A 16,543-nucleotide genomic window follows, 5' to 3' on the forward strand; every position below is an offset into this window, starting at 1 on the left:
CCGTGTCCACCGGAGACACCAATTCGGACCTGTTGCGCCCCCATGCCGAACAGGCATACGCCCACGAACTGCTGGCTCTTTCCGCCATCGACGACCGCCCGCGCCCGCCCTCGTGGCGGCTGTCGCCCTGGGCCGTGGTCACCTATCTGCTCGGTGGCACGCTCGACAACGGCACCGTGATCACCCCGAAGTACGTCGGCCCGCGCAGGCTCATGGAGGTCGCGGTGGCCACCCTGGCCACCGACCGGGCGCTGCTGCTGCTCGGTGTGCCGGGCACCGCCAAAACCTGGGTGTCGGAACATCTTTCGGCTGCCATTTGCGGCGAGTCGACGCTGTTGGTGCAGGGTACCTCCGGTACCGCGGAAGAGGCGATCCGCTATGGCTGGAACTACGCGCGACTGCTGGCAGAAGGACCCAGCGAAGGCGCGATGGTGGCTTCGCCGGTGATGACAGCGATGAGTCGCGGCGCGATCGCCCGCATCGAAGAACTCACCCGCATCCCCTCGGATGTGCAGGACGCGCTGATCACTGTGCTGTCGGAGAAGACGCTGCCGGTCCCCGAGCTCGGCACCGAGGTGCAGGCCGCCAAGGGCTTCAACGTCATCGCCACCGCCAATGACCGCGACCGCGGCGTCAACGACCTGTCCTCGGCGCTGCGCCGCCGCTTCAACACCGTGGTGCTGCCGCTGCCTGCCAGCGAAGACGACGAGGTCGCCATCGTCACCCGTCGCGTGGAACAACTCGGCTGCGCGCTGGAACTACCCACCATTCCCGCCGCCGCCGAGGAAGTGCGCCGCGTCGTACGCATCTTCCGGGAATTGCGCTCCGGTATCACCGCCGACGGCCGCACCAAACTCAAGTCCCCGTCGGGCACCCTGTCCACCGCCGAAGCGATCTCGGTCATCACCAACGGCATCGCCCTCTCCGCACACTTCGGCGACAGCGTCCTGCGCGCCTCCGACATCGCGGGCGCTGTCCTCGGCTCGGTGATCAAGGACCCGGTCTCCGATGCCGTCGTCTGGACCGAATACCTGGAAGCCGTCGTCCGCGAACGCCCCGACTGGTCCGATTTCTACCGCGCCTGCCGCGACGTGAACGGGTGAACTACACCGCCGAATCGGCACGGCTCGGTACCGCGACAGCCGGGATGTGCACACGTACAGCGATATTCGACCCGAGGTAGCTGGGTGACGCACGCAGACGCCGACACCGATATACACCCGGAGACCACAAACCACACGGATGCCTGCGCGCAGGCCGACAACCGCACGACATCGGTGCGCACAGCCCGGCAGGCGCGGCGCGGAAACAAGGGGGTAGCACCGTGATCCAGACGTATCCCGGCGTAAACACCAACGACACGCGAACACGAACGCGCAGCGCGATGACGGCGACCCGTTACAGGTCGGCGACGGACCAGTGACTCGAGTATTCGGTATCCGCCATCACGGGCCGGGTTCGGCCAAGTCGCTGCGCGCGGCGTTGGAGGCGTTCGGGCCCGATGCGATCTTGATCGAGGGTCCGGCGGATGCCGATCCGCTGGTCGGTTACGTTGCCGTGGAGGGGATGGCACCGCCGGTGGCGCTGCTCGCCTATGTGCCGGACACCCCGGCCAAGGCGGCGTTCTGGCCGTACGCGGTGTTCTCTCCGGAGTGGCAGGCGCTGCGGTACGCGGTGGAACACGGTGTGGCTGTGCGGTTCTGCGACCTGCCCGCCACGACCGTGCTCGCCCGCGACGACGAACCCGGCGATCACATCGACCCGCTGGCCGAGTTGGCCGCGGCTGCCGGATACGACGACGCCGAACGCTGGTGGGACGCGGTGGTCGAATCGGCGGCCGATTCCACCGCTTTCGAGGCGATCACGGAAGCGATGGCGGCAATCCGCGAGGCCGCCGCCGCGGGGACACTCGGTGCCAGGACCGACCGTAACGGAGAACTGATCGAAGACAGCACCTCCGAGAACGGCACAGTCGTCGTCGAATCGCAGAGTGCGCCGCGAGTGCCGATCGCGATCGACGAACACACTCTGCGGCGTGAGGCGTACATGCGGCAGACGATGCGCAAGGCGCTCAAGGACGGAGCACAACGGCTCGCGGTGGTCTGCGGTGCGTGGCACGCGCCCGCCTTGGTCGGCAAGCTCGGACCGGCGGCCGCGGATATGCGGCTGCTCAAGGGATTGCCGAAGGTGAAGGCCACCGTGACCTGGGTGCCGTGGACGCATTCACGGCTGGCCTCGGCGTCCGGTTATGGCGCGGGCATTACCTCACCGGGCTGGTATCACCATCTGTTCACCCAGACCGAGCAGCCCATCGCGCGGTGGCTCACCAGGGTGGCCGGGGTGCTGCGAGCGCATGATCTGCCGGTCTCCAGTGCGCACATCATCGAATCCGTCCGGCTCGCCGAGACTCTCGCAGTGTTGCGCGATCGTCCACTTGCCGGACTTTCCGAGGTCACCGAGGCGGTGCGTGCGGTGATGTGCGCGGGCGACGAGACGATGGTCCGGTTGATCGGCGCCGAACTCGTCGTCGGAGAGGCCCTCGGCGCCGTGCCGGAGGGCACGCCCACCGTGCCGCTCGACGCCGATCTGCGGGCCAAGATCAGAACGCTGCGTATGAAGCAGGAGGCCGTATCGCGGACCCTCGATCTGGACCTGCGCAAAGAACGGGAGGTCGATCGTTCCCGGCTGCTGCATCGGCTGCGCCTGCTCGGCATCGGTTGGGGCACACCGACCACCGGGGAGGTGCGCAGCACCGGCACCTTCCGGGAAACCTGGACACTGGAATGGCGGCCGGAGTTCGCGGTCTCGATCATCGAGGCCTCCCGCTGGGGCACCACCATCCGCACTGCCGCCGAGTCGAAGATCCTCGATCTGGCCAACCGCGACGGCAGCACTGTCGCCGACCTCACCGCCGCATTGGAAACCGCACTGCTTGCCGACCTCGGCGGAGCCACCGACGGCCTCATCTCGCGACTGGAGTCGGTTGCGGCACTGGATCATGACGTGAGCCACCTGCTCGCCGCCCTACCGGGTCTGGTCCGCACCCTGCGCTACGGGGATGTGCGTGGCACCGATACCAAGGCGCTCATCCATGTCGCCGACGGTCTGCTGGTGCGCATCTGTGCGGGTCTCCCCGGCGCGGTCACCGGGCTGGACGCCGACGCCGCCGAGCAACTGCGCCGCCTCCTCGACGCGGCCCACACCGCCATCCACACCAGAGACGACGGCTGGGCCACCCAGGAGTGGCTCGCAGCGCTGCATCGCCTCGCCGACCGCGACGATGTCCATGGCGCGCTGGTCGGCCGCGCCGTCCGGCTGCTCTGCGACGCGGGCATCATCGATGAAACAGACTCGGCACGAAGGCTTTCGGCCGCGCTGTCGATCGGCAACACCGCCGCCGCGAAAGCCGCCTGGATCGACGGATTCCTCGGTGGACGCGGCCTCTTACTCGTCCACGACAGAGAGTTGCTGCGCCTCATCGACGATTGGCTGCGTGAACTCGGCGACGACCAGTTCGTCGAGACACTCCCCCTGCTCCGCCGTACCTTCGGCGCTTTCGAATCGGGGGAACGCCGCGCCATCGGCCAGGCGGTTCGCGACGGCGGTGCACTCCGAACCAGCAACACCGACAGCACATCCTTCGACATGGACCGGGGATCGATGGCGATGCACACGGTCGCCGAGATTCTGGGAGTCGCCGGATGAAGTCCTCAGCACCACAACAATCCCGGGACACGCGGCTCACCCGAGCCGACCGAACCATCCCGCACAAAACCTGGCACGCTCGCAACGCCGGAAGCAGCATTCCCAGCAACCGACCCACCGACGACACCCAAACCACGGGTGACACCAGAACCATCGTGAAGCCACCGGATGAACCCTCGCAGCGCTATGTCCGTCGCGCGAACACCTCCGGCTCGGGCACCAGCACTTCGAACTACGTGACCATACAAACGCTGACCATCGACTTCCCCGGAGTTCCTGGATGAACGACATCGATGAAATACAGTCCCGGCGTTGGCGTTTGGTGCTCGGGACCGCTGCCGATCCGAGCCTCGGCGGCCTCGGATCCGGCGACGACCAGGCGATGGACGCGGCATTGTCGGCCCTGTACAACACCGACGACATCACACCGTCCGGCAAACGCGCGGCAGGCCTCGGTAGCTCGGCACCGAAAGTCGCTCGCTGGCTGGGCGACATCCGCACCTATTTCCCGTCCACGGTCGTGGAGGTAATGCAGCGCGACGCGGTCGACCGGCTCAACCTGACGCAGCTGCTGCTGGAACCCGAGCTGCTGGAAGCGGTGGAGCCCGACGTCCACCTCGTCGGCACCCTGCTGAGTCTCAATGGCGTGATGCCCGAAACCACCAAGGCGACCGCGCGAATGGTGGTGGAGAAGGTCGTCCGCGAGATCGAGCAGCGCATCGCCGCACACACTCTCGTGGCCGTCTCCGGCGCGCTGAACCGCGCCGCCCGAATCGGCCGCCCCCGCCTGCGCGATATCGACTGGGACCGGACCATCCGCAAGAATCTCGCGCACTACCTGCCCGAACACCGCACCGTAGTGCCCGAACGCCTCATCGGGTACGGCCGCAAAGCCCAGGCGGTGCACCGCGATGTGGTGCTGGCCATCGACCAATCCGGCTCGATGGCCTCCAGCGTGGTCTACGCATCGGTGTTCGGCGCGGTGCTCGCTTCGATGCGCGCGCTGAAGACGTCGCTGATCGTCTTCGACACCGAAGTCGTCGACCTCACCGAACAACTCACCGACCCCGTAGACGTCCTGTTCGGCACCCAACTCGGCGGCGGTACCGACATCAACCGCGCCATCGCCTACTCCCAGTCACTCATCACCCGCCCCGCCGACACCCTGTTCGTCCTCATCTCCGATCTGTACGAAGGCGGCATCCGGAACGAAATGCTGCGCCGCGTCAACGCCATGAAGGAATCCGGCGTCCAGGTGGTAGTCCTGCTGGCCCTTTCGGATGAGGGAGCCCCCGCCTACGACCACGACAACGCCGCCGCCCTGGCCGCCCTCGGCGTCCCCGCCTTCGCCTGCACCCCCGACAAATTCCCCGATCTGCTGGCACTGGCCCTGGACCGAGGCGACATCCAATCCTGGGCCAACACCAACGCCGGCCGACCCTGACCCCACGCCCGGAACATCACCGAGCACCTCAGGCCCTCACTCGATTCGAGATCCCTGATCTGCGCCGAATTCCCGCTTCAGCCGCTCGCCGGGCGCAGTCAAATGGCGGTCGAATACAGCCGGGGCGACCACCATCCGACTACGTTCGACGGACTACCGGACACAGAGCGGCTGCCCGGCGGCCCGATCATCTGGTGATGGCTACCGTCGATTCCACCGGGCCCATCACGCCCCACGCGGTCGCCGACTCGGGCACTACGAGCGGGTGCAATGCCGCCGCCACCGCGAGCAGTGTGATCGCGACGATGGCGTCGAGCCAGTAGTGATTGCCGGTGCCTATCACCACCAGCGTGGTGAGCACCGGATGTGCCAATGCCAGCCAGCGCCATGGGGTTCGGGTCGCCGCGACCACAGCGAAGGCGAGCAGCAGCGCCCATCCGACGTGCAGTGACGGCATCGCCGCGAGCTGATTCGACAGGCCGCCGGAATCGGGTGCGCCGTAGACCGATTGGCCGTGGATGGCGGCGAGGTCGACGAACCCGTATTGCGGCAGCATGCGCGGCGGTGCGAGTGGCATCAGCACATGCACCACAAGCGCGCCGCCGGTCAGCGCCACCATCAAGTTACGCGTCCACCGGTAGTGCTCGGGCCGGAAAGTCCACAGCCACAACAGCACCGCGACCGCGACGGTGAAATGCGCTGTGGCGTAATAGACGTTCGCGGGCACTGCGAGAAAACTCCGGTCGACGAAGAGCGCTTGCACCGTTGTCTCCTCCGGCAGTCCCAGCCGGTCTTCGAAACCGAGGATGGCGTACGCATTGCCCATCGCGTGCATCGTGTCGTCGGCGGTGAACATGCGACCGACCCGATAGGCCACATACAACACGGTGATCAGCGCGAGCTGACCGATCGCCTCACCACCCCTGCCGCGCACCGCGGCCCGCACCCGTTCGGCCCGTTCGGCGAGCGCCGGCGGAAAACTCACGCCGGGACCACCGAAACCCACTGCCACCATCGCCAGCGGCTCCCTTCCTCATCGAAGCAGGCCGCCATCTACAATTAAGTGGAGTAACAACCTCCGCTTACCGTAGCATCACCATCCGCTTCAATTCACCACTGTGTGACCGGAGAGACATAGTTCCGGTCCTGGCGCGAAGCCCAGCGCATCAGCTCCGGGACACCGTTATATCCAAGTGCTGTCGGAGTATCGAGCGCCGTTCGACGGAATGACCGCAGCCGATCCCCGGTCGGCGCGCCGCAGGTGAGCCGGCGGGAGGATCTCCTACCCCGAACCCACCGTGCCGCAACCGGTTCCCGGCTCATACGGTGAGGGTGACGTCCGCTCCGCTGAACAGCAGGTCGGGCTTGCGCGTGTTCGCCGATGTCACCTCTTCCGACAGACGCGCCAGTGGCGCGAGTTCGCGCAACTCGCGCAGGAACACCTCGACCGCCAGGTTGGCCAGTTGCTTACCGGGGCAGACGTGCTTGCCGAACCCGAAGGTCAGCGGCAGCTTGCCGCCACCACGCAGATCGAGCGGGTTCCGGAATGCCGCCGGATCGCGATTGGCGGCGGCGAACATGACCAGCACGGGCCCCGCCGCGAGTTCTGTGCCGCTGCGCAGGGTCATCGGTCGGACCGCGCGACGTTTCCATGCCACCAGGCCGGGGTCTAGTTGGAGCACTTTGACGGCGACCTGCGCGGCGGCGTTCTGATCCGCGAGCAGATCCCACCACTCCCGGCCCGGGCCACTCAGCAATCGCTGCACTCCCTGCTGAATGCTGCCGCTCACGGTGTGCACCCCCGCCGCAAGGGAATTCGCCATGGCGGACACGGCGACGCGACGGGGAACGCCCGCGTCGTGCAGGCGGCTCGCGAAGCCAGTCACCCGGTGGCGCCGGCTGCGCTCGACGGCCTGGCCGCTCACCGTGAACAGCTGGCCGAGCGCCCCCACCGCCTCGGCCAGTTCGCGGCCACGCATCCGACGGCCGAGCAGCCCGGATTGCGCACCGCTCCACACCGCCACCTGCGGCCAGTCCGCTGCGGGCAGGCCGACCGCGGCGCCGCCGACGCGCGCGGCGTAGGCGATCGACAGTGCCGTCACGTCCAGCCGCGCCACGATCCCCTCATCGAGGCCATGCAGCGCATGGTGAAAGTGCTCCACCATGGCCTCGATCCGCTGCGGCCGCTCGTCCCGCGAAATCGTGAAATGCCCTGCCGGACCGGCCATGGTGTCCCACACCTGTTTGTGCAAGGTGTCGTCGGTCAGGTTTGCGGTCGCCTTGGCAGGCAGTGGAACCAGGTGTCGGACGAAATGCGGAATCGCCCGTGGTGTGCCCGCGATTCGCGGGAATTCCACCAGCGGATCAAGCGAATTCCCGTTGGAGAGGGCGGGATCGGCCGCCTCCAGTACGTCGCGCACGTCATCGTATTTCCAGATCATCCGCAGACCGGAGGAATGGAGATAGGTCGGATCAGGCCAGTCGTGCAGGCGCTCGTACCGTTCGTCGCGTTCCTTGAACGACAACTCATTCGAAGTTTGCTCCGCAAACGGAAACTCCGCGACCATCCTATGCACCTGCCGACCATCAAGTACCGCCGTAACCCGCACGATGCTACGTGGTCGCTATGCACTTGCCACAGATGGCAATTGGCAGGTGGCGGCGCCCCGACCACGCGCGCTGAGGTCAGCGAAGCCAGACCTTCTTGTTGAGGAACAGCAGCGGAACAACCGTTCGTTCGCGTTCATCCGCGCCGTGATGTCGCGGTGGTGAGTCGGTGCTGGTAGGTCTGATGCGTTATTCGGCCGGGACTGCGGCGACGCGGCGGTGGCGCGTCCAACCGCGGACGCCGATGGCCAGGGGTGCCAGGACGGTGAGGAACCCGGACACGGGCTCGAATACGAGACCGAACGCAGTGAGAACAGCGGTTGCGGCGAGGATCGGCACCGACACGTAGCCGCGAGTTCGCTCCGCATCGATCACGGCGATCCCGAAGCAGACGGCGGCAACTCCGAACGCGGTGAACCAGAACGAGAGCTCGGCCTCCTCGTAACCGCCCGCCCATATGGCAACACCGAGCGCGGTGTGGGCCGATCCGATGAAGACGAGCAGTGCGCCCATGAGCGGGAACCTAGTTTTTGAATCCACATTCAGAAACTCTGCCTTAAGCTGTCCCGCGTGGCAAGACCCCGGCGATTCACCGATGATCAGGTCCTCGACGCGGCGCGCGATCTGCTCGCCGATCCGGCGACGACCCGGCCGAGCATCGCCGCGATCAGCGCCGCCTCCGGCATCCACACCGGGTCGATCTACGTGCGCTTCGCCTCCCGCGAAGAATTGCTCGCCCGGCTGTGGCTTCGCTCGATCCGGCGCTTCCAGACCGGGATCATCGCCGCTCTTTCCGGGCCCGACCCGCTACTCGCCGCCGCGATGTACCTGACGCGGTACTGCCGTGAGCACCCGACCGAAGCCCGCGCGATGAAGATGTTCCGGCGCAACGAACTGCTCGACGTGGGCCCTGAGGAGCTGCGCGTCGCTATCGCCGCGGTCAACGACCGAATGGACGACGCGCTGCGCGCCGCCGTCGTCGCGGAGTTCGGCGACGATGATGAACACCGCATGGCGATCGCGGTGGCCGCCGTCAAGGCCATTCCCTACGGGCTCGTCCGCGAGTACATCGCGGCCGCGGTGCCCATTCCGGACTGGGTCGACGACGTCACCGCCACCGCGACGGCGGCCGTTGTCCACGAGTTACGCCCGACCAGCCGTTAGATCTGCCAGTACCGAGTGTCACTGCAGCACTGAGTGACCGGCCGTCAGGGCGATAAGCCCTACAGATCCGCGATCGCCGCGAGGGGCGGTGTGCGTGCGGCTCGGATGCCGGGCCACAGGGCCGCGAGAACACCGACGACAGCCGAGCACACCAGAACGAGCACCAGTTGATTCCACGGGATCGCGATCTGATCGATGCCCAGGTCGCGCAGGGTGCGCAAGAATCCGACACCGAGACCGAGACCGAGCAGCATGCCGACGATCGCGCCGAACACCGCGATCAACATCGATTCCAGATAGATGGTCCTGCGCACCTGCGCGCGCTGCATTCCGACCGCGCGCAGCATGCCGATCTCGCGACGTCGCTCCACCACCGACAGGGCCAAGGTATTGATGATGCCGAGGATCGCGATCACCACCGCAAGCGCGAGCAGGCCGTAGAGGATCGCCAGCAGCGTGTTGATCTGCTTGCCCTGTGCGCCCTTGAATTCCTCCGGGTTCTGGACCTGAACGACTACGAATTGCTCGGTCGCCTTCTCCAGGTCGGCGCGCATCTCGGTGAGGTCCGCGCCAGGCTTGGCCTTGATCAGCATCAGGAAATTGGTACGGAAGTTGAGCGGCATGGTCTCGTCGTACAGCTTGGGCGACACCACCATCGGACCGAGCAGCGGTGTCTTCTTGTAGATGCCCGTCACAGTCAGCTGAATCTTCTTGCCGTCCAGACTCACCACGGTGACCTGATCGCCGACCTTCCAGCCCCGGTCATCGGCTTCGTCCTCCGAGACCAGCACGTCGCGGTCGCCGAGGGTGTCGGTACCGCGAATCATGTCGTAATTCAGTACTCGGTCGAGTTGCCCGTCCGGCGAGGTGCCGATCAGCTGATCGTCGCCGACCTTCAGGCCGACGCCCCGAATCCCGACTACGTCGGCCACCTGCGGCACCGACTTGCGCACCGCGTCGCCCGCGCCGAGCGGCACCCCGATCAGCTGCGGGCCGGCCAGCACGTAGTCGGCGTTCACGCCCTTGTCGACCAGCACGCTCACACTCGCCTTCGCCGATGCGCCGAGCATGCCGATCGCGGTCACCAGCATCAGTCCGAGGGTGAGCGCGAAAGCCGTTGCGGCCGTTCGGCGCGGATTGCGTGCGGCGTTGTTGCGCGCCATCCGCCCGATCGACCCGAACGGGCGAATCAGCACGCCGAGCACCGCGACCACCGGCCGCGACACCGCGGGCGCGGCGAGCAGTACGGCCAAGATCAACGCCAGCGCGCCGATGCCCACCGTCAACGCGGCATGGCCGCCGGTGGATCGCGCACCGATCACGACGAGGACGACGCCTACCACCGCCAGCACCGCACCACACAGGGTGCGCACCCGCAATGATTCACCGGCAGCGGCGAATTCTTCCCGCATCGCCTCCACGGGCGGGATCTTCGCGGCCCGCCGGGCGGGCGCGTAGGCGCTCACCAAGGTGACCAGCAGTCCGACGAGCATGCCGACCACGATCGTGCGCGGTCGCACCGCCATCGAACCGGTCGGCAACCCGAGATCGAAAGCATTGAGCAGCGCGGAAAGTCCGAACGCCAGACCGATGCCGCCCGCCAAACCGATGGCGCTGCCGATCACTCCGATGACGAAGGCTTCCGCAACCACTGACCGCCCGACCTGCTGCCTACTCGCTCCCACCGCCCGCAGCAGTGCCAATTCCCGTAGCCGCTGGGCCACGATCATCGAGAAGGTGTTGTAGATGATGAACGTGCCGACGATCAGCGCGATCGCACCGAAGGCGAGCAGGAAATAATTGATGAAGTTCAGCGCGTTGGAGATTTCCTTCTTCAGATCGGCGCGCACCTGCTCGCCGTTCTGCACCTTGTAGTCCTTCAAAGTGGCCGAAAGCTGGTCGCGCAGTTGGTCGCCCGGGATACCTGCGGCGGCGATGTCGATGTAGGCGACGTGCGTGCCGTCGGTGAACAGCTTGCGCGCCTGCGTGTCGTCGAACAGCAGCCCGATGAAGCCGCCGGTGTCGGAAGGCACCTCGTAGATGCCGGACACTGTGACGTCGATGGGTTGACCGTGCGACGGGATGAGGATCTTGGTCTTGTCCCCCACCTTCAGCCCGGCGCGTTCCGCGCCACCGGTGTTGATCGCCATCTCGCCTTCGTGCGCGGGCGGGACACCCTCGACGAACGCGTCCGGTTCGGCGACCGCCTTGTCCGGTGGCAGATACGACCGCCCGAAGGTGGGCGCGCCACCGGTCTGCACGGCCTTCTTGCCGTCCGGGTACAGCAGCACCACCGGACCGTTCACGCTCGGCGCGGTGGCCCGGACCCCGGCAGTCTTCGCAATCTGGTCCACCACGCTCTGCGGAACACCGAGGGCCTGCCGTTCCTTGGGACTCACCCGAACATCGACGCCCTTGGCCTGATTGGCGAAGATCCCGTCGAAGGTGCGTTGCAGGGTGTCGGTGAACACGAACGAGCCCGCGATGAACGCAGTGCCGAGCACCACCGAGAGCACAGTCAGCGCCAACCGCACCTTGTGCGCGGCGAGATTGCGCAAGGCCACCTTGCGCATCGGACTACCGGCCATCACTGATGTCCCTGCCTGGTGTAGGAGACCGAATAGGACTGTGTCGCGCTCACGCCTGCTCCAGGGCCTTCATCTTGTCGAGCACCGATTCCGCGGTGGGATCGCGCAGCTCGTCGACGATCCGTCCGTCCGCGAGGAAGATCACCCGGTCGGCGTAGCCCGCGGCGTGCGGTTCGTGGGTCACGATGACGACCGTCTGCCCGAATTCGTCCACTGCGGCGCGCAGGATGCTGAGCACCTCCTCGGAGGCACGCGAGTCGAGATTGCCGGTCGGTTCGTCACCGAAGATGATCTCCGGCTTGCCCGCGAGCGCACGCGCGCACGCAACTCGCTGCTGCTGTCCGCCCGACAGCTCACTGGGCCGGTGGGTGAGCCGGTCGGTCAGCCCGAGCCGTTTGAGCACCGTGTCCAGCCAGTCCTGGTCCGGCTTGCGGCCGGCGATGTCCAGCGGCAACGTGATGTTCTCCAGCGCTGTGAGCGTGGGCACCAGGTTGAACGCCTGGAACACGAAGCCGATCCGGTCGCGCCGCAGCCACGTCATCTGTTTGTCCGACAGCCCCCGCAGATCGGTGTCGCCGATCCGCACTGTTCCGGAGCTCGCGCCGTCCAGACCCGCCAGGCAGTGCATCAGCGTCGACTTACCGGAGCCCGACGGCCCCATGATTGCGGTGAACTCTCCCTTCGCGAACTCGACCGATACGCCGTCCAGCGCTTTGACCTGCGTATCTCCTGATCCGTAGACCTTCATCAGGTCGATGGCACGGGCCGCGACATCGGTCGGAACCGCCGTTTCGGCGGTGTCGGTACCCACAGCGTGCGAAGTCATGCAGTCCAGTCTGTCTGCGATCGCGCCACCGCGCCATCGGGGAGAACCCCGATGACTCGAGTATCGATCACCCGACACGCGGCAGCCGCCGCTACACAATCGCCGGTTCGGCGTCACGCAGTTGGTCGAGCATGGTGGTCAAAGCACCCGTGAGTCGGTCGGTGTCGGCGGCAACCGGATCGAGGCCCGCCGCGGTGATGGCGCGGGTCATCGTCCGGTAGGTCAGCAGGCCGCGTCGGGTCGGAAAGACCAGGACGCGTCTGCGGTCGGTGTCGTCGACCTTGCGGTGGACCAGGTTCTCGGCGATCATCGCGTCGATGAGTCTGGTCAGGCTGGCCCCGGTGAGCAGGGTCGCCTCGCCGAGGTGTGACATCGGACGTCCGGTGCCTGCGGCGACCGCGGTCAGCACGTGCCAGCGTGCGACGGAAGTTTCGCCGAGACTGGTCGCGACGACGCGGTCCAATTCCTGTGATGCCCGACGTACAAGTCGCGCCAGCTCCTCCAAGGCGGCGGGGGCAGTGCTATCGTCCACCGCAGCACTATATACAACGCCGTATGGTATTGATTCAGATGGAAATATACGGTGATTCCCTTGCCGCCCTCAGGTTTTCGTGGCCGTCGCGATACCGTGGACATTGCGCTGGTGGTGCCGCAGAGCGGACCGGCGGGCTTGTTCGGCCCTTCCTGTGAGGCCTGCGCCACCCTCGCCGTCGACGACATCAATACCGCGGGTGGCATTCTCGACCGCCCGGTCCGGATACATGTCGTCGACGCGGGCGCGCCGCTGCCCGTACTGGCCGCCCGGATCGACCGTATGATCAGCACCGGACTCGTCGACGGTGTCGTCGGCTGGCATCTGTCCAACGCCCGCAAGGTGATCACTCCGCAGACCGCCGGACGCGTGCCCTACATCTACACGACCTTCTATGAGGGCGGCGAGGATTCCGACGGCGTCTATATGGTCGGCGAGACCCCCGACCAGCAGCTCTTCCCTGCCCTGCGCTGGCTGCGCGCGCAACACGGCATCCGGCGCTGGTGCGTCATCGGCAACGACTACGTGTGGCCGCGCGAAACTGCGCGAGCCGCAGCGGAATTCGTGGCGACAACTGATATCGAGATCGTCGGTGAGAGCTATGTCCCACTCGGCGGACGCAACTTCCGCGGCGCGCTGGATCTGATCGAACGCTCACCCGCGCAGGGAGTTCTGGTCTTCATGGTCGGCGCCGACTGCGCCGCCTTCAACCAGGCGTTCGCCAGGGCGGGCCTCGACGAGCATCGTCTGCGGCTGAGCATGATGATCGGCGAAGATGTGCTGTACGCGGGCGGCCCCGAGAGCACCCACGGCTTGTACACCGCCAGTGGCTATTTCGAGAGTCTGGTCTCCGCCGAGAGTATGGACTTCGGCGCGAGATATCTCCGGCGGTTCGGCGCGTTCGCGCCCGCGTTGAACAATATCGGCGAATCCTGCTACGAGGGCCTGCTGTTGTTCGCATCCCTGGCCGAGGCCGCCCGCAGCCTCGATCCGCGTTCCATCGAAAGCCGTTCCGCCGGTGTCAGTTACGGCGGTCCACGCGGTGAGGTCCGCGTCCGTGGTGCCCACACCACCCAACCGGTCTACCTCGCCGACGCGGACGCACTCGACTTCACCGTGCTGGCCGAACTGACCTCCTGATTTCGACCGGGCCCGGCCGGCCTGCTGTCGAGTGCCGAATCGACCGCGCCACACCTGCGTCGACCCGAAATTCGGCCACCACTGACCGACCGGTCCGTGGCTCGCCTAGGCGCCGTTCGGGGGAGCTCAGCTTTTTCAGTGGTTGCCGATCGCGCCGAGCGAGGTGCGCAGATCGGTGGGATCGGTGTTGGCCCCGCACAGGATCACGGCGACCCGCTCGCCGCGACCGGGCCGGTACGCGCCGGTCGAGAGCGCCGCAAGGGCCGTCGCCGAGCCGTGCTCGACCACAAGACCGTATCCCTCCCAGAGGGATCGGCGGGCCCGGATTATTGCGTCGTCGTCGACGACCACCGACCGTACTTCCGCGCTCCTGGCCCAGGAGAGGGCGGCGGCGGAAATGCGGGGCGCGCCGAGAGAATCCGCGGCAATCGAGTCGATGTCCACGTCCAGGACGGCATCCGCGGCCAGCGCCGCGTGCAGCGCGCAACTGCCCTCGGGCTCCGCGCCGACCACTCTGATACCGCGACCGTCGGCGACCGCGGCGACACCGGAGAACATGCCGCCCGCACCGACCGCGAGCACGATCGTGTCCAACTTCGGTATGGCGCTAAGGCTTTCGAGCAGGATCGTGCCCGCGCCCGCTGAGGTCAGATTGTCGTCGTGGGTGTAGGCGTCGATCGCGCCGGTGCGGGCCATGAACAGCCCCGCGTTGTCCCGCGCCTGCTCCGGGGTCCGGCCGAAAACGCGCACATCGGCGCCCAGTGCGCGCAGCCGATCGATCCTCGCCTTCGCGGCCGACTCCGCAAGGAAGATGGTGGCGGGAATACCGAACATTCTGGCCGCCCAAGCGAATCCGATGTCGGCATTGCGCCCGGTGGCCGAAACGATGCCCGCATCGGGCACCGTGCCCGCCGCGAGCATGGCAGCGAGCAGATTGGCCGCACCCCGTGCCTTGAACGAGCCGGTGTGCTGCATGAATTCGAGCCCGAGGAAGACCTCCGCCCCCGGGGCATATTCCGGGCCTGCCTCCACTACGGTGAGCGGTCGCACGAGTCCGGCAATACGCTCGGCCGCGGCTTCGACATCCACCAGGGACGGGGTACAGATACCGATCACCCGGCAGCCTCCTCACGATCTATGGCCCCGTCGGGGACGTTAGACATGGAGTACGCCGGGCGGTATCGGGCATCTGCCCTAATTTGCCGAAGACTGCACCGTCCCCGACCTGTTCCGATCGGGGACAGCACAGCCAAAACCTACTATTTGGAAGTATCTGCGCTCCACCGATCCAGTGCAATGTAGGCGGGTTGCCACTGGTGGAAATACGCGACGCGGACCGGCTCCGGCAGCGGTGCGAGGACCGTATCGACAGTCTGCTCGTCGGCGCCGTCGAGCAGCCACGGAATCAGTTGTGGCGCATCCGGTCCGATTCTGCTGCCGTGCAGCTGACCGAACGCCTGCCATTGCGGCAGCGTGACCGTTGCCTGGATCAACGGCAGCGCCTGTTTTTCTTCGTGCTCGAGGTGCCCGACCAGGGCGGTGACCAGCGCATCGACCAGGTCGCCGAGGCGCTGCGAACCACTCTCGCGATCGGCGAAGGCCACCTCGATCGCCTCGATCAGCGGATCGACGGCGCCGTGCTCGGCTTCCATGGCGTCGAGCAGCGCCAGTTCCGAGGGGCGCTCGGCCAACGTCTCACGCATCACCGGCCAGAGCGCATCGTCCTCGGCGGTGTGGTGGATATGCAGGGATTTGGTGAACATCCGCCAGCCCACCGCAGTAGACAGGATCTTGCGCGGGTCGTCGTCGATCCGGCTGGTGATCGTGGCGATCCGCTCCAGTTCGCGCCGCAGCGCGTGGTGCATGGCGTACATGGTGGTCATGTCGAGCGTGGCGCTCATGGGTACTCCTCATTGTCGAGCGTGAGCTGCGGCTGGGCCGAGGGTGCGTGGTCAGGGGGTCCTTTCGAGGAGTCGAGCTGGGACGAGTCGATCGGGTCGGTGTGCGCGACGAGTGGCCAGTCGTTGGCCACCCGGCCCGCGAGAGTGAGGTAGTTGTCGAAGATGGCGAGGGCAACGCAGGCGATGATGTCGACAAGGTCCGCGTCTGCCAGCTCCGCGCCTGCCTGGGTGAGCTCCGCGTCGGTGACCGCGCCGCGCTGCCGCAACAGTGCGGCGGCGAAGCCGAGCACCGCCGCGTCCTTCGGGTCCTGCGCGGTACCCGCGCGAGCGCGATCTACCTCGTCTCGACGCAGCCCGTTCAGACGGGTCCCGACGAAGCTGTGCGCGGACAAGCCGTAGTCGCAGCCGTTCTCCTGGGAGACGAGCACCCCGATCCGGGTGCGCGTCGCTGCGGGAAGGCCGCTGTCGCACAGCGCGGCGACGAGGTCGAGATAGCCGCGCAACGCGACGGGGCTGTTGGCCATGGCCTTGGCGACATTCGGCGTGATCCCGAAACGCTGTTGCGCTTCGGCGAACAGACGCCGGGTCGCACCGGTAGTTGCTTCCGGCTCGATCAGGGGGATGTGCGGCATGAAC

Annotated in this window: 15 protein-coding genes; 6 read left to right on the plus strand and 9 right to left on the minus strand. The window is 66.7% G+C overall.

The annotated features are described in order from the left end of the window. Window positions 1-2 precede the first annotated feature (2 nt). From AB0M74_RS17305 to AB0M74_RS17320, 4 genes are all read left to right on the plus strand, one after another. The gene (locus tag AB0M74_RS17305; RefSeq protein ID WP_366527280.1) at window positions 3-1,103 is read left to right on the plus strand and encodes an AAA family ATPase; all 1,101 of its coding nucleotides are present in this window, start codon (window positions 3-5) and stop codon (window positions 1,101-1,103) included. A gap of 316 nt (window positions 1,104-1,419) precedes the next feature. Next, window positions 1,420-3,705, plus strand: coding sequence for a DUF5682 family protein (locus AB0M74_RS17310; RefSeq protein WP_366527227.1), 2,286 nt, complete (start codon window positions 1,420-1,422; stop codon window positions 3,703-3,705). Continuing rightward, window positions 3,702-3,989 (plus strand): hypothetical protein, encoded by a 288-nt coding sequence (locus AB0M74_RS17315; RefSeq protein WP_366527228.1) that lies wholly within the window; start codon window positions 3,702-3,704, stop codon window positions 3,987-3,989. Before AB0M74_RS17310 ends, AB0M74_RS17315 begins: the two co-directional genes overlap by 4 nt. Then, window positions 3,986-5,149: a VWA domain-containing protein gene (locus AB0M74_RS17320; RefSeq protein WP_366527229.1), complete on the plus strand. Its 1,164-nt coding sequence runs from the start codon at window positions 3,986-3,988 to the stop codon at window positions 5,147-5,149. Before AB0M74_RS17315 ends, AB0M74_RS17320 begins: the two co-directional genes overlap by 4 nt. Before the next feature lie 187 nt (window positions 5,150-5,336). On the opposite strand, the gene AB0M74_RS17325 is transcribed toward AB0M74_RS17320, so the two are convergent. The 3 genes from AB0M74_RS17325 to AB0M74_RS17335 all read right to left on the minus strand — a co-directional run bounded on the left by AB0M74_RS17325 (window position 5,337) and on the right by AB0M74_RS17335 (window position 8,269). Next, the gene (locus tag AB0M74_RS17325; protein ID WP_366527230.1) at window positions 5,337-6,164 is read right to left on the minus strand and encodes a phosphatase PAP2 family protein; all 828 of its coding nucleotides are present in this window, start codon (window positions 6,162-6,164) and stop codon (window positions 5,337-5,339) included. A gap of 304 nt (window positions 6,165-6,468) precedes the next feature. Further along, on the minus strand, window positions 6,469-7,716 hold the full coding sequence (locus tag AB0M74_RS17330) for a hypothetical protein (RefSeq protein ID WP_366527231.1): 1,248 nt from the start codon (window positions 7,714-7,716) through the stop codon (window positions 6,469-6,471). A gap of 229 nt (window positions 7,717-7,945) precedes the next feature. Continuing rightward, window positions 7,946-8,269 carry a DUF6463 family protein gene (locus AB0M74_RS17335; RefSeq protein WP_366527232.1) on the minus strand — a complete coding sequence of 108 codons (324 nt, stop codon included), beginning with the start codon at window positions 8,267-8,269 and terminating at the stop codon, window positions 7,946-7,948. Window positions 8,270-8,326: 57 nt separating this feature from the next. Here AB0M74_RS17335 and AB0M74_RS17340 point away from each other — a divergent pair, with 57 nt between their 5' ends. Next, window positions 8,327-8,920 (plus strand): TetR/AcrR family transcriptional regulator, encoded by a 594-nt coding sequence (locus tag AB0M74_RS17340; protein ID WP_366527233.1) that lies wholly within the window; start codon window positions 8,327-8,329, stop codon window positions 8,918-8,920. Between the two features lie 59 nt (window positions 8,921-8,979). On the opposite strand, the gene AB0M74_RS17345 is transcribed toward AB0M74_RS17340, so the two are convergent. From AB0M74_RS17345 to AB0M74_RS17355, 3 genes are all read right to left on the minus strand, one after another. Then, on the minus strand, window positions 8,980-11,508 hold the full coding sequence (locus AB0M74_RS17345) for an FtsX-like permease family protein (RefSeq protein ID WP_366527234.1): 2,529 nt from the start codon (window positions 11,506-11,508) through the stop codon (window positions 8,980-8,982). A 49-nt stretch (window positions 11,509-11,557) separates the two neighbouring features. Beyond that, window positions 11,558-12,334 carry an ABC transporter ATP-binding protein gene (locus AB0M74_RS17350; RefSeq protein ID WP_366527235.1) on the minus strand — a complete coding sequence of 259 codons (777 nt, stop codon included), beginning with the start codon at window positions 12,332-12,334 and terminating at the stop codon, window positions 11,558-11,560. 91 nt (window positions 12,335-12,425) lie between these two features. Next, window positions 12,426-12,866: a MarR family transcriptional regulator gene (locus AB0M74_RS17355; RefSeq protein ID WP_366527236.1), complete on the minus strand. Its 441-nt coding sequence runs from the start codon at window positions 12,864-12,866 to the stop codon at window positions 12,426-12,428. 51 nt (window positions 12,867-12,917) lie between these two features. Between AB0M74_RS17355 and AB0M74_RS17360 the strand changes: the two genes are divergently transcribed. Beyond that, window positions 12,918-14,006 carry a substrate-binding domain-containing protein gene (locus tag AB0M74_RS17360; RefSeq protein ID WP_366527237.1) on the plus strand — a complete coding sequence of 363 codons (1,089 nt, stop codon included), beginning with the start codon at window positions 12,918-12,920 and terminating at the stop codon, window positions 14,004-14,006. 135 nt (window positions 14,007-14,141) lie between these two features. Here the strand turns inward: AB0M74_RS17360 and AB0M74_RS17365 are convergent, their stop codons facing one another. From AB0M74_RS17365 to AB0M74_RS17375, 3 genes are all read right to left on the minus strand, one after another. Next, window positions 14,142-15,122: a pyridoxal-phosphate dependent enzyme gene (locus AB0M74_RS17365; RefSeq protein WP_366527238.1), complete on the minus strand. Its 981-nt coding sequence runs from the start codon at window positions 15,120-15,122 to the stop codon at window positions 14,142-14,144. A gap of 143 nt (window positions 15,123-15,265) precedes the next feature. After that, window positions 15,266-15,907, minus strand: coding sequence for a hemerythrin domain-containing protein (locus AB0M74_RS17370; protein WP_366527239.1), 642 nt, complete (start codon window positions 15,905-15,907; stop codon window positions 15,266-15,268). Next, window positions 15,904-16,539, minus strand: coding sequence for a carboxymuconolactone decarboxylase family protein (locus AB0M74_RS17375; RefSeq protein WP_366527240.1), 636 nt, complete (start codon window positions 16,537-16,539; stop codon window positions 15,904-15,906). Before AB0M74_RS17375 ends, AB0M74_RS17370 begins: the two co-directional genes overlap by 4 nt. Between the last annotated feature and the right edge of the window lie 4 nt (window positions 16,540-16,543).

The organism is Nocardia sp. NPDC051463, from assembly GCF_040681975.1.
Lineage (GTDB): Bacteria > Actinomycetota > Actinomycetes > Mycobacteriales > Mycobacteriaceae > Nocardia.

Excerpts from the sequence above, each read along its gene's own strand:
- AB0M74_RS17315 (WP_366527228.1), top strand. The coding sequence starts at position 3,702 with ATGAAGTCCTCAGCACCACAACAATCCCGGGACACGCGGCTCACCCGA.
- AB0M74_RS17320 (WP_366527229.1), top strand. The coding sequence starts at position 3,986 with ATGAACGACATCGATGAAATACAGTCCCGGCGTTGGCGTTTGGTGCTC.
- AB0M74_RS17325 (WP_366527230.1), bottom strand. The coding sequence starts at position 6,164 with ATGGTGGCAGTGGGTTTCGGTGGTCCCGGCGTGAGTTTTCCGCCGGCG.
- AB0M74_RS17330 (WP_366527231.1), bottom strand. The coding sequence starts at position 7,716 with ATGGTCGCGGAGTTTCCGTTTGCGGAGCAAACTTCGAATGAGTTGTCG.
- AB0M74_RS17335 (WP_366527232.1), bottom strand. The coding sequence starts at position 8,269 with ATGGGCGCACTGCTCGTCTTCATCGGATCGGCCCACACCGCGCTCGGT.
- AB0M74_RS17345 (WP_366527234.1), bottom strand. The coding sequence starts at position 11,508 with ATGGCCGGTAGTCCGATGCGCAAGGTGGCCTTGCGCAATCTCGCCGCG.
- AB0M74_RS17350 (WP_366527235.1), bottom strand. The coding sequence starts at position 12,334 with ATGACTTCGCACGCTGTGGGTACCGACACCGCCGAAACGGCGGTTCCG.
- AB0M74_RS17370 (WP_366527239.1), bottom strand. The coding sequence starts at position 15,907 with ATGAGCGCCACGCTCGACATGACCACCATGTACGCCATGCACCACGCG.
- AB0M74_RS17375 (WP_366527240.1), bottom strand. The coding sequence starts at position 16,539 with ATGCCGCACATCCCCCTGATCGAGCCGGAAGCAACTACCGGTGCGACC.